Annotated in this window: 13 protein-coding genes; 9 read left to right on the plus strand and 4 right to left on the minus strand. The window is 63.0% G+C overall.

Translation table 11 applies throughout. The annotated features are described in order from the left end of the window. The first annotated feature begins 1 nt into the window (after window position 1). The 7 genes from CLU94_RS12930 to CLU94_RS12960 all read left to right on the plus strand — a co-directional run bounded on the left by CLU94_RS12930 (window position 2) and on the right by CLU94_RS12960 (window position 6,577). Window positions 2–898 (plus strand): branched-chain amino acid ABC transporter permease, encoded by an 897-nt coding sequence (locus CLU94_RS12930; protein WP_198521486.1) that lies wholly within the window; start codon window positions 2–4, stop codon window positions 896–898. A 54-nt stretch (window positions 899–952) separates the two neighbouring features. Then, window positions 953–2,011: a branched-chain amino acid ABC transporter permease gene (locus CLU94_RS12935; RefSeq protein WP_099665904.1), complete on the plus strand. Its 1,059-nt coding sequence runs from the start codon at window positions 953–955 to the stop codon at window positions 2,009–2,011. A gap of 58 nt (window positions 2,012–2,069) precedes the next feature. Further along, entirely contained in the window at window positions 2,070–3,389 is a 1,320-nt protein-coding gene (locus tag CLU94_RS12940; protein ID WP_099665905.1) for an ABC transporter substrate-binding protein, read from the plus strand. Window positions 3,390–3,456: 67 nt separating this feature from the next. Beyond that, a complete protein-coding gene (locus tag CLU94_RS12945) occupies window positions 3,457–4,302 on the plus strand; it encodes an ABC transporter ATP-binding protein (protein WP_099665906.1) in 846 nt (281 codons plus the stop codon). 17 nt (window positions 4,303–4,319) lie between these two features. After that, window positions 4,320–4,679: an MmcQ/YjbR family DNA-binding protein gene (locus CLU94_RS12950; RefSeq protein WP_099665907.1), complete on the plus strand. Its 360-nt coding sequence runs from the start codon at window positions 4,320–4,322 to the stop codon at window positions 4,677–4,679. Beyond that, window positions 4,676–5,932 (plus strand): phenylacetate--CoA ligase family protein, encoded by a 1,257-nt coding sequence (locus CLU94_RS12955; RefSeq protein WP_099665908.1) that lies wholly within the window; start codon window positions 4,676–4,678, stop codon window positions 5,930–5,932. Before CLU94_RS12950 ends, CLU94_RS12955 begins: the two co-directional genes overlap by 4 nt. A 63-nt stretch (window positions 5,933–5,995) precedes the next feature. Continuing rightward, window positions 5,996–6,577, plus strand: coding sequence for a hypoxanthine-guanine phosphoribosyltransferase (locus CLU94_RS12960; protein ID WP_099377742.1), 582 nt, complete (start codon window positions 5,996–5,998; stop codon window positions 6,575–6,577). A 48-nt stretch (window positions 6,578–6,625) separates the two neighbouring features. On the opposite strand, the gene CLU94_RS12965 is transcribed toward CLU94_RS12960, so the two are convergent. The 3 genes from CLU94_RS12965 to CLU94_RS12975 all read right to left on the minus strand — a co-directional run bounded on the left by CLU94_RS12965 (window position 6,626) and on the right by CLU94_RS12975 (window position 8,843). After that, window positions 6,626–7,579, minus strand: coding sequence for an NAD(P)H-dependent flavin oxidoreductase (locus CLU94_RS12965; RefSeq protein WP_099665909.1), 954 nt, complete (start codon window positions 7,577–7,579; stop codon window positions 6,626–6,628). 98 nt (window positions 7,580–7,677) lie between these two features. Next, window positions 7,678–8,601, minus strand: coding sequence for an MBL fold metallo-hydrolase (locus CLU94_RS12970; RefSeq protein ID WP_099665910.1), 924 nt, complete (start codon window positions 8,599–8,601; stop codon window positions 7,678–7,680). A gap of 8 nt (window positions 8,602–8,609) precedes the next feature. After that, window positions 8,610–8,843 (minus strand): DUF1289 domain-containing protein, encoded by a 234-nt coding sequence (locus CLU94_RS12975; protein WP_257218789.1) that lies wholly within the window; start codon window positions 8,841–8,843, stop codon window positions 8,610–8,612. Window positions 8,844–9,120: 277 nt separating this feature from the next. On the opposite strand from CLU94_RS12975, the gene CLU94_RS12980 reads away from it, so the two are divergent. Both CLU94_RS12980 and CLU94_RS12985 read left to right on the plus strand, forming a co-directional pair. After that, window positions 9,121–9,534: a CopG family transcriptional regulator gene (locus CLU94_RS12980; protein WP_099665912.1), complete on the plus strand. Its 414-nt coding sequence runs from the start codon at window positions 9,121–9,123 to the stop codon at window positions 9,532–9,534. 54 nt (window positions 9,535–9,588) lie between these two features. Beyond that, on the plus strand, window positions 9,589–10,830 hold the full coding sequence (locus tag CLU94_RS12985; protein ID WP_257218790.1) for an extracellular catalytic domain type 1 short-chain-length polyhydroxyalkanoate depolymerase: 1,242 nt from the start codon (window positions 9,589–9,591) through the stop codon (window positions 10,828–10,830). Here the strand turns inward: CLU94_RS12985 and CLU94_RS12990 are convergent. Then, on the minus strand, window positions 10,823–11,974 hold the full coding sequence (locus CLU94_RS12990; RefSeq protein ID WP_099665914.1) for a response regulator: 1,152 nt from the start codon (window positions 11,972–11,974) through the stop codon (window positions 10,823–10,825). The genes CLU94_RS12985 and CLU94_RS12990 overlap by 8 nt on opposite strands. Window positions 11,975–12,003 lie beyond the last annotated feature (29 nt).

The raw sequence follows: 12,003 nt of genomic DNA on the forward strand, positions 1-12,003 counted from the left end.
TATCAATTTTTTCTTTGAAGTGCTGATCGGCGGCCTGCTGTCGGGCGTCATGTATGCGCTGGTGGCGATCGGTTTTGTATTGATCTACAAGGCATCGGGCGTGTTCAATTTTGCGCAGGGCGCAATGGTGTTTTTCGCCGCCCTCACCTGCGTGGGCATCATGGACAAGTTCGGCCTGTCACTGTGGCTGGCCATCCCGCTGACGATGCTCACCATGATCGTGCTGGGCATGGCGATCGAACGGGTGGTCTTGCGGCCCCTCGTCAACCAGCCCGAAATCACGCTGTTCATGGCCACCATCGGCCTGACCTTTTTCATCGAAGGCCTGGCGCAGCTGATGTGGGGCTCGCAAGTGCACAAGCTGGACCTGCCCATCGAAGACGTGCCGATGCAATTCCTGATGGACCGCTTCGACATCAACATCTCGCAGTTCGACCTGATGGCGGCCGGCATCTGCGCGCTGCTGGTGATCTGCCTGGCCTTGCTGTTCTCGAAAACCAAGGTGGGCCGCGCCCTGCGCGCCGTCGCCGACGACCACCAGGCGGCACTGGCGGTCGGCATCCCGCTGCAGCGCATCTGGGCCGTGGTGTGGGGCGTGGCGGGCCTGGTGGCCATGGTGGCCGGCTTGCTGTGGGGTGCGCGCAACGGCGTGCAATTCGCCCTCACCTTCATCGCCTTGAAAGCGCTGCCCGTGCTGATCCTCGGCGGCTTTACCTCGGTGCCGGGCGCCATCGTCGGTGGCCTGATCATCGGCGCGTCGGAAAAGCTGGCCGAAGTCTATCTGGGCCCCATGGTGGGCGGCGGCATCGAAGGCTGGTTCCCGTATGTGCTGGCCCTGCTGTTCCTGCTGGTGCGTCCGGAAGGCCTGTTCGGCGAGAAGATCATCCGGCGTATCTGACGCCGCACCGCCGCCGCATGATGCACACGACGCACCCATCACAAAGGACACGCCATGATTTACCGTGAAGCAGGACAGTTCAAGACCAGCTACCAGGCTGACAACCAGATTTTCCCGATCAGGCAAGACCGCCTGGCACTGACGGCCACGCTCCTCGTCGCCGTCTTCCTCTTGCCGTATTTCGCCTCGCCCTACATGCTGTCGGCGATCCTGATCCCCTTCCTGATCTTCGCCCTGGCGGCACTGGGCCTGAACATCCTGACCGGTTACGCGGGCCAGCTGTCGCTGGGTACGGCCGCCTTCATGGCCGTGGGCGCGTTCGCCTCGTATAACTTCATGGCCCGCCTGCCCGGCTTGCCGCTGCTGGTGTCGTTCATCCTCGGCGGCCTGTGTGCGGCCATGGTGGGCATCGCCTTCGGTCTGCCGTCACTGCGCATCCGCGGCTTTTACCTGGCCGCCTCCACCCTGGCGACGCAGTTTTTTGTCGTCTGGTGCCTGACCAAGATCCCGTATCTCACCAACTACAGCTCCTCGGGCGTCATCACGGTGCAGAAGATGACCATCCTCGGCTACCAGTTCGATACGCCGCAAAGCAAATACCTGCTGGTGCTGGCCATCGTGGCCGGCATGGCGCTACTGGCCAAGAACATGATCCGCTCGAACGTGGGCCGCTCGTGGATGGCCGTGCGCGACATGGACATGGCGGCCGAGGTGATCGGTTTCAGATTGATGCGCACCAAGCTGCTGGCGTTTGCCGTCAGCTCGTTCTACTGCGGCGTGGCCGGCGCGCTGTATGCATACGCCTACCTGGGCACGGTGGAGCCGGAAGCGTACAACCTGGACCTGTCCTTCCGCATCCTGTTCATGATCATCATCGGCGGCGTCGGTTCGATCCTCGGTTCCTTCCTCGGCGCGGCCTTCATCGTGCTGCTGCCCGTCTTCCTGAACACCATCGCGCATGGCCTGGCATTGCCGACCAGCGTGGCCTCGAACCTGGAACTGATGGTGTTCGGCACGCTGATCATCTTCTTCCTGATCGTCGAGCCGCACGGCCTGGCCAGGCTGTGGCAGATCGCGAAGGAAAAGTTGAGACTCTGGCCCTTCCCCCATTAAGTTTTTGCAGTCGATGTCGGTTCACTTGAATACCAAATAAAACAAGAGGAGACACACAATGAAACACATCAAATCGCTCATGCTGGCCGCCGCCATCGCCAGTGCCGCACTCACCATGGCCGGCAGCGCGCAGGCGCAGGACAAGGAGCAGTACATCGCTCTGCCATCCTACCGCGTGGGTCCCTACGCGGCCGGCGGCTCCGGTTTCTACGGCGGCATCATCGACTACTTCAACCTGGTCAACCAGGCCGGCGGCGTCAATGGCGTCAAGATCAGCTGGGAAGAATGCGAAACCGAATACAACCCCTCGCGCGGCGTGGAATGCTATGAACGCCTGAAAACCAAGCAGGGCGGCGCCACCCTGGTGGAAACCCTGTCCACGGGCGTCGCCTACGGCATCCTGGACCGCGTGGCACAAGACAAGATCCCCATGACGATGATCGGCTACGGCCGCTCGGACGCCGCCAACGGCAAGGTCTTCCCGTACGTATATCCGCTGATCTCCAGCTACTGGAGCCAGGCTGCCGCCATGATCAAGTACCTGGGCGACAAGGATGGCGGCATGGACAAGCTGAAGGGTAAAAAAATCGTCCACCTGTACCACGATTCGGCCTTCGGCAAGGAGCCGCTGCCCGTGCTCGAAGCGCTGTCGAAACAATACGGCTTCGAACTGGTGAAAATTCCCGTCGCGCCGCCAGGCAGCGAACAGCAATCGCAATGGCTGCAAATCCGCCAGGCCAAGCCGGACCACGTGATCCTGTGGGGCTGGGGCGTCATGAATTCCGTCGCCATCAAGACGGCGCAGCGCAATGGCTTCCCGCGCGACAAAATGCTGGGCGTCTGGTGGGCCGGCTCCGAGGAAGACACGATTCCATCGGGCGACGCAGCCAAGGGCTACACGGCGATGACGTTCAATACGCCAGGCAACTACCCCGTGCTCGACGACATCCGCAAGAAACTCTACGCGTCCGGCAAGGGCAACCTGTCCGACCAGTCGCGCATCGGCTCCGTCTACCACATGCGCGGCGTGACGGCCGGCATCCTGTGGGTGGAAGCGATCCGCACGGCGCAGGAAAAATTCGGCAAGGGCAAACCGATCACGGGCGAACAGATGCGCTGGGGCCTGGAAAACCTGAACGTCGACGATGCGCGCCAAAAAGCAGTGGGCGCGCTGGGCATGTTCCCCACCGTGAAGACCAGCTGCGACGACCATGAAGGCTCGGGCGCCGTGAAGGTGCAGCAGTGGGATGGCAAGAAGTGGACCGCCATCACGCCGAAGTGGATCGTCGGCGACAAGGCCCTGGTGCGCAAGCTGGTCGAGGAATCCTCGAACAAGTACGCGGAAGAGAAAAAGATCACGCCGGCGTGCATGAAGTAATGCCGTAGGCGAGAGGAACCGGACCGGCCAACGCCGGTCCCGTGTTGAACATTTTAAAGAAGCAGCCATGACCCACACTGCCACGCAAGCCCCGATCCAGGCGGAAACGCCGCCGCCCTACCTGTCGGTGAACAATATCGAAGTCATCTACGACCATGTGATCCTGGTCCTGAAGGGCGTGTCGCTGCAAGTGCCGCAAGGCAAGATCGTGGCGCTGCTGGGCGCCAACGGCGCTGGCAAGTCGACCACCCTGAAAACCATCTCGACCCTGCTGCGCGGCGAACGGGGCGACGTCACCAAGGGCGAAGTCCAGTTCAAGGGCGAGCGCGTGGACCAGCTGACGCCGAATGAACTGGTGAAGCGGGGCCTGTCGCAAGTGATGGAGGGACGCCACTGTTTCGGCCACCTCACCATCGAGGAAAACCTGCTGACGGGCGCCTACACGCGCAGCCTGTCGCGCGGCGAGCTGAAAGACGCGCTGGACAAGGTGTATCACTACTTTCCGCGCCTGAAAACGCGGCGCAGCAGCCAGGCCGGTTACACCTCGGGCGGCGAACAGCAGATGTGCGCCATCGGCCGCGCGCTGATGGCCAAGCCGTCGATGATTTTGCTGGATGAGCCGTCGATGGGCATCGCGCCGCAGATCGTCGAAGAGATCTTCGGCATCGTCAAGGACCTGAACCACAAGGAAAACGTGTCTTTCCTGCTGGCCGAGCAGAACACCAATGTGGCGCTGCGCTATGCCGACTTCGGCTACATCCTGGAAAACGGACGGGTCGTGATGGAAGGACAAGCCCAGGAACTGGCCAGCAACGAAGACGTCAAAGAGTTTTATCTGGGCGTGTCCAGCGCCGGGCGCAAGAGCTTCCGCGACATGAAGTTCTACCGCCGCCGCAAGCGCTGGCTGGCCTGACATCGGGAGTCGCCGTCATGGACCTGGAACGGGCGAAGCAAGTGTGCCGCGGCTTTCCCGGCGCGACGCAAGACATCAAGTGGAGCAACGTACTGGCGTTTTGCGTTGGCGGCAAGATGTTCGCCCTGTGCGGCGCGGAAGCGCACAGCACGCGCGGCATGAGCTTCAAGGTCGATGCGGAGCGCTTCCTGGAATTGACGGACCGTCCCGGCTTTCGCCCGGCGCCCTATCTGGCGCGGGCCAAGTGGGTGCTGGTCGCCAGCCCCGACGCCCTCGACGACGACGAAATGGCCGCCCTGCTGCAGCGCTCATACAGCCTGATTGTTGCGGGGCTGACGAAAAAAATGCAACGTGACATTGGAGAATCCGCAACATGACCGATACGCTCGACAGTCTGGAAGCACGCGCCCCCGAGGCGCGCGAACGCGAATTGATGGCCGGCCTGCCGCAGCTGATCGCGCGCGCGCAACAGGCGCCGGGCTGGGCCCGCATCCTCGATGGCGTCAACGCAGCCGACATCACCAGCCGCGCCGCGCTGGCGCAGCTGCCCGTGACGCGCAAGTCCGACCTCAAGCAATTGCAGCACGCGCAACTGCCGTTCGGCGGCTTGAACACGACGCCGAAAAACGCCCTGTCGCGCGTGTTCGTCTCGCCCGGCCCCATCTTCGATCCCGAAGGCCGCGGCCCCGACTGGTGGCGCTTCGCGCGCCCCATGTACGCAGCCGGCGTGCGCGCCGGCGGCTTGCTGCAGAACTGCTTTTCGTATCACTTCACGCCGGCCGCCTTCATGGTCGAAGGCGGCGCCGCGCGCATCGGCTGCACCGTCATCCCGGCCGGCATCGGCCAGACGGAAATGCAGGTGCAGGCAATGGTCGACCTGAAGCCGGACACGTATATCGGCACGCCGTCATTCCTGAAACTGATCATCGAGAAAGCGCGCGAAATGGGCGCCGACATCAGCAGCGTCACCAAGGCCGTGATGGGTGCGGAAGCCTTGCCCGAGTCCCTGCGCAGCTGGTTTGCGGAGAACGGCGTGCCGCACGTGTTCCAGACCTATGCCTCGGCCGACATCGGCAGCATCGCCTATGAAACGGCCAGCAATGGCAAGCTCAATCCCGGCATGGTCGTTGACGAAAACGTGCTGCTGGAAATCGTCCATCCGGGCAGCGGCATTCCCGTCGCGCCGGGCGAAGTAGGCGAAGTGGTCGTCACCGTCTTCAATGCCGACTACCCGCTGATCCGCTTCGCCACGGGAGACTTGTCCGCCGTGCTGACGAACGCGCCGGAGTCGCCGTGCGGCCGCACGAATACGCGCATCAAGGGCTGGATGGGGCGCGCGGATCAAACCACCAAGGTGCGCGCCATGTTCGTGCATCCGTCGCAGGTGCACGAGATCGCGCGCCGCCATCCGCACATCAAAAAAGCGCGGCTGGTGGTATCGGGACGCATGGCCAACGACGAGATGACTTTGCATTGCGAAGTCGACGATCCGCTCGACACCAGCGGCACCGAAGCCATCATCGGCTCGATCCGCGAACTGACCAAGCTGCGCGGCGACGTAGTGCTCGTGGCCGTGGGCAGCCTGGCGCAAGATGGGAAAATCATCGACGACATGCGCGATTACAAATAAGGCCGATTTGCGGGATAATACCGGCATTGACCATCAGCCCCATTCATCGCCATGCAAGAGTCCATGCAAGAATTTCATCACAACCGTGCCCGTGACCTGATCAAGAACGCGGAACTGCTGTTCGACCAAGACGCCGTGCAGGCTTCGATCACGCGCATGGCCGATGTGCTCAACACGCGCTTCAACGCCGAGGATTCGAAAGAGTTCCCGCTGGTGCTGGGCGTGATGGGCGGCGCCGTCGTCTTTACGGGCAACCTGCTGCCGCAACTGAGCTTTCCGCTCGAATTCGACTACATCCACGTGAGCCGCTACGGCGACGACGACAAGGGCGGCGAAGTGGTGTGGAAAGTCATCCCCCGCTCGAATGTAGCGGGCCGCACCGTCATCGTGCTCGACGATATTCTCGACGAAGGCGAAACCCTGGCACACGTCAAGCAGCGCCTGCTGGACATGGGCGCCTCGGAAGTGATCCTGGCCGTGTTTGCCGACAAGGCCATCGGCAAGAAAAAACCCGTGCAAGCCGACATCGTCGGCCTGGTGATCCCGAACCGCTTCGTCGTCGGCTTCGGCATGGATGCGTATGGCTACTGGCGCAACCTGCCGGGCTTGTGGGCCATCAAGCCTGAGGATTTGAAGCAGGAATAAGGATGGCTTGGATGACGCGGCATGCCGCGTCATCCGGCAGCAGCAGAGTTACAGCTTCAACCGCGCGCGCGCCGCATCGTATTCGGCTTTCAGGCGCGCCACCATCTCTTCCACGCTCGGCACGTCATCCATCAAGCCCACGCCCTGACCCGCGCCCCAGATGTCGCGCCAGGCCTTGGCGCTGCCCGAGCCGAAATTCATCGCGCTCTTGTCCGCTTCGGGCAAGGCTTCCGGATCGAGTCCGGCCGCTTCGATCGATTTTTTCAGGTAATTGCCGTGCACGCCAGTAAACAGGTTCGTGTAGACGATGTCCGCCGCGCTGGAATCGACGATGGCGTCGCGGTAGCCATCGCTGACGTTCGATTCCTTGGTCGCCAGCCAGCGCGAGCCGATGTAGGCGAAATCGGCGCCCATCGCTTGCGCGGCCAGCACGGCGTCACCCGTGGCGATGGAACCGGACAGCGCCAGCGGACCGTCGAAGAATTTGCGCACTTCGCCCACCAGCGCGAACGGCGACAGGGTGCCCGCGTGGCCGCCGGCGCCGCTGGCGACCAGAATCAAGCCATCGACACCCGCCTCCAGCGCCTTTTTCGCGTGACGGATCGAAATCACGTCATGCAGCACGATGCCGCCATAGCTGTGGATGGCGTCGAGCATTTCCTTGGGCGGCGCACGCAGCGAGGAAATGATGATGGGGATCTGGTGTTTCACGCACACTTCCACGTCGTGCGCGAGGCGGTCGTTCGACTGGTGCACGATCTGGTTGACAGCGATCGGCCCGACTTTCTTGTCCGGGTTGGCGGCCTGGAAGGCGGCCAGTTCGGCCTGCAAGTCCGTCAGCCACGTGTCGAGCAATTCGGCGGGACGCGCATTCAGGGCCGGGAAGGAACCGACGATGCCGGCCTTGCACTGCGCCGCGACGAGGGCCGGGCCGCTGGCGATGAACATCGGCGAGGCGATAACGGGTAAGGAGAGGTTTTGCAACGCAACAGGCAATGCCATGGCGGACTCGCTGGAAAGTTGATCGGACGTAAAAAACACTGAACGTTGATTATAGTGCAGAAAAAGTACGATCGTGCTGAATTTATCGCACCGACGCTTCAACCCTCGTTGAGCAAGTACTCACCCTCGACGCGCGCCGCTACAGCCCTAACCAGCTGGGACACGGCCCACTCGGCCAGCGCGGCCGCCTCCTGGCGCAGAAAGCGCCGGTTGGCTTCCTCGAAGATGGGCATGCCGCGCAACAGGGCCGGTATGTCGGCGAGGGCGATGCGCTGGCGTTCCAGCAGCAGGAATTTCAGCAGCACCTTCACGGCGTTCTGCGCATTGCGCACGGGGTCGGACGCCAGGTAATCGAGGCGCGAATACGCGCGCTGCAGGGCACCGGCGGCATCCGTGAATGGCCGCCCGTGGCCGGGGATCACCACGCGCACGTCCAGGCTGGCGATCAGGTCCAGGGTGGCGCGCGCTTCCAGAAAGCCGGAGCCGCCATCGAGTTCCGGAAAGATCACGCCGAAGCCGTTTTCCCACAGAGCGTCGGCGGAAATCAGGATGCCCTCCTGGCCGCAGTAAAAAATCAGCGAGTGCGGGTCGTGGCCCGGTGCGCCCAGCGCCTGCCAGGCCATGTCGGCCAAGGTCAACGTGTCGCCGGGCGAGACGGTGGCGTCAAAGCCGAAGCGCGGGCATTGCTGGCCCGTGGCCTGGAAGCTGAGGGCATCGATATCCCAGGCGCGCACCTTGTCCGCTTCCGATACGGGAATGGCCGTATGGCAGCCGTATTCGGCTTGCAGCAGCGCGTTGCCGCCGCAATGGTCGGAGTGCAGATGCGTATTGAACAAGCGGTTCAGCGGCCGGCCCGCCAGGCTGTGGCGCAACAGGGCCAGGGTTTGCGGCGCATGCGTGACATAGCCGCTGTCGATCAGGGCCGTGTCGTCCCTGCCCTGGAACAGGATGTTATTCGACGACAGCCAGCCGCGTTCGAACACCTGAATGGAATCGGGGAACAGCGCTGGCGATCGCGGCATGGGCTTCCTCAGTAATCGGACTCGAAGTCGAGCAGGGATACACGGCCCGGCAATTCGGCCCACACGGCGCGCTTGAAGTCGTCGTCGGCCTTGCTCCAGGCGATGATCTCGTCGAGCGTGCGCAGGCAGCCTTCGCACAAGCCGCTGCCGCGGTTCATCTTGCACAGGCTGACGCAGGGCGACGGTACCGGTGACGGCAAGGGGAGCGGAACGGCTGGCGGAGGTGGGGTAGCGACCATCATGGAGCGGCATCGGTAAACGTGAAGGCTTTCATTATGCCGCGAAACCGCGCCGGCGAGTCGGCGGCATCGCCCTGCAATAACACTTTCAACATATTTTCCTACTAAAAAGTAACCAAAAATATATCTTTTGAAAATTTATTTTGCGGCCCGTCTCACTCTGCGGGAACCCGTCCTACAACGTGATCAGGCCAGATCCTGCTTGACTTGAGATATTTCAGAACTATACTACCATCCATACAGATGGCAATTGGATGCCACGTGGAGTTTTTGGAGAGATATGGCCAAGCAAGACAGCAAGCCCAAAATTGGGGAATCCGAGAAAATCACGATCAACCTCGGCTTGATCGACCTGGGGCAGATCGATTTGCTGGTCCAGGAGGGATTTTATTCCAACCGCACGGATCTGATCCGTACGGCCATACGCAATCAACTCAATACGCACGCCGACGTGGTGAAACAGACCGTCGCCCGCAAAAGCCTGGTATTAGGCATGCAGCATTATTCGCGCGCCGACCTGGAAGCGATCCAGGCAGCCGGCCAGCGTCTGCAGATACAGGTGCTGGGACTAGCCAGCATCGCCAGCGACGTCTCCGTGGAACTGGCACTGGCCACCATCGAGTCGATCTTCGTATTAGGTGCCCTGCACGCCAGCACCGTCGTCAAGGCGGCGCTCGCAGGGCGAATTCACTAGCGTATTGGTTCGCGGCGATGACCCGGCCGATGCGCGGCACCGTTAAGGATGGTCATGAAACTACCTCTCAACATGTTGGCGCAGATGCGCGCCGCGACCCGCAATCTGTTGGGCAGCGGTCCCGCCGCCGCCACCGAAGCGATCCAGCAGGCGCTGTCCGCCGCCGGCCTGGCGCCGCAGGCGGCGTCCACACAACAGCAGCCGATGCGCGATATCAATCAGCCACCTGCGCCACCATCTGCGGCAGCGCAACCGCAAGCTGACGCCGCGCCCCCCACGCCCGCGCAAGCGGCGCAGGACTTCGCGCAGGATTTCATGGCGCGCCTGGGCGTGCCGGCCGGCCTGGGCCAGCACAGCTTCGACATGCCCAGCTTCGAGCTGCCGAATTTCCACCCGCCCGGCTTCAACGCGCCGGCCACCACGCCGGCGGAGGTGCCCGCTGGCGCGCAGTTCATCGACGGCGTGTACCGCAACCATGCGGGCACGCGCTCCTACAAGCTGTATATCCCCAGCAGCTACCACGGCCAGGCCATGCCGCTGATCGTCATGCTGCACGGCTGTACGCAAAATCCCGACGATTTCGCCGCCGGCACGCAGATGAATGCGCTGGCAGAAGAAAAGGAATGCTTTGTCGTCTACCCGGCGCAGACGCAGGGCGCCAACAGTTCGCGCTGCTGGAACTGGTTCAATGCCATCGACCAGCAGCGCGACCAGGGCGAACCGTCGCTGATCGCCGGCATCGCCCGGCAAGTCATCGACGACTACCCGGTGAATGAACGCGAAGTGTTCGTCGCCGGCCTGTCGGCGGGCGGCGCCATGGCCGTCATCGTCGGCACCCTGTATCCGGACCTGTTTGCCGCCGTCGGCGTGCATTCGGGCCTGCCGTTCGCCTCGGCGCAGGACTTGCCGTCGGCACTGGCAGCCATGAAGGGCGGCGCCATGCCCAATGCCCAGCGCAAGGCGCCGGCGGGCGGCGTGCCCATCATCGTTTTCCACGGCGACCGCGACACCACCGTCAACCCGCGCAATGGCGATGAACTGATCGCCCAGGGCGTACGCAGCCAGGCGGGCGGCAAGGCGGCCAAGGCCGCATCCATCGACGGCAGCGTGCCGAATGGCCACCGCTACACGCGCACCACGCACAGCCAGGCCGATGGCTCGCCGCTGGGCGAACACTGGGTCATCCACGGCGCCGGCCATGCCTGGTCCGGCGGCAGCGATAACGGCAGTTACACGGACGGCAAAGGGCCGGACGCCAGCCGCGAGATGCTGCGCTTCTTCAAGACCGTCAGTTGATGTTCTCGGCGAAGGGCGCGATCTGCCGCTGCTTGTCGGCGATCTCGCACACGCCGTCGGCATAGCGGTTGGAGATGGCGATGAACTGGTCCTGGATCTGCAGGAAGGCATCGACGATCTCGGCGTCGAAATGCGAGCCGCGCCCCTCGACGATGATCTGCACGGCCTGCGCATGGTCCATGCCCTGCTTGTAGATGCGCCGGCTGATCAGGGCGTCATACACGTCGGCCAGCGCCATCAGGCGCGCTGAAATCGGGATGGCTTCGCCAGCCAGGCCTTGCGGGTAGCCGCTGCCATCCCATTTTTCATGATGGCTGTAGGCGATCTCCTTCGCGTACTTGAGGAAATCGACCTCGATGCCCAGCTCGTGCTCGGCCGCCAGGATGGCGTCGCGCCCGAGCGTGGTATGCGTCTTCATGATGGCCATTTCGTGCGGCTCGAAACGTCCCGGCTTGAGCAGGATATGGTCGGGAATGCCCACCTTGCCGATATCGTGCAGCGGCGCCGTCTTGAACAGCAGTTCGATATTCTTGTCCGTCAAAAAATCGCGGAAACGCGGCAGGCCGCGCACTTTCTCGGCCAGCGCTTTCAGGTAGTGCGAGGTGCGGCGGATATGGTTGCCCGTCTCGCTGTCGCGCGTCTCGGCCAGCGAGGCCATGGCGTGGATGGTGACGTCCTGCAGCGCCGCCACCTCCTGCACGCGGCGCTCCACCTCCGTTTCCAGGTACTGGTTCTGGTCGCGCAAGAAATCCTGCATCTGCGTCATCGCCAGCTGCGTCCTGATGCGCGCCAGCACGATGGGCGCCGAAATCGGCTTGGTGATGTAGTCGACGGCGCCCAGGGCCAGGCCCAGCTGCTCGTCGGCCACTTCGCTCATGGCGGTGACAAAAATCACGGGGATGCCGGCCGTGGCGGGATCGGCCTTCAGCGCGCGGCACACATCGTAGCCGCTCATGCCCGGCATCATGATGTCGAGCAGGATCAGGTCGGGCTGGTCGCTGCCGGCGGCGATCTTCAGGGCGCGTTCGCCATTGACGGCGATCTTGGTGCGGTAATCGTCTTCCAGCACCGCGCGCAGCAGGTCGATATTGTCTGGTGTGTCGTCGACCACCAGAATGGTTGGCTTGCTTGCTGGCGCTCTCATGCCCGTCCTTCGCTCTGCATAGTTATCCT

Origin of the sequence: Janthinobacterium sp. 13, assembly GCF_002749695.1 — a bacterium.
Taxonomy (GTDB): Bacteria; Pseudomonadota; Gammaproteobacteria; order Burkholderiales; family Burkholderiaceae_D; genus Janthinobacterium; species Janthinobacterium kumbetense.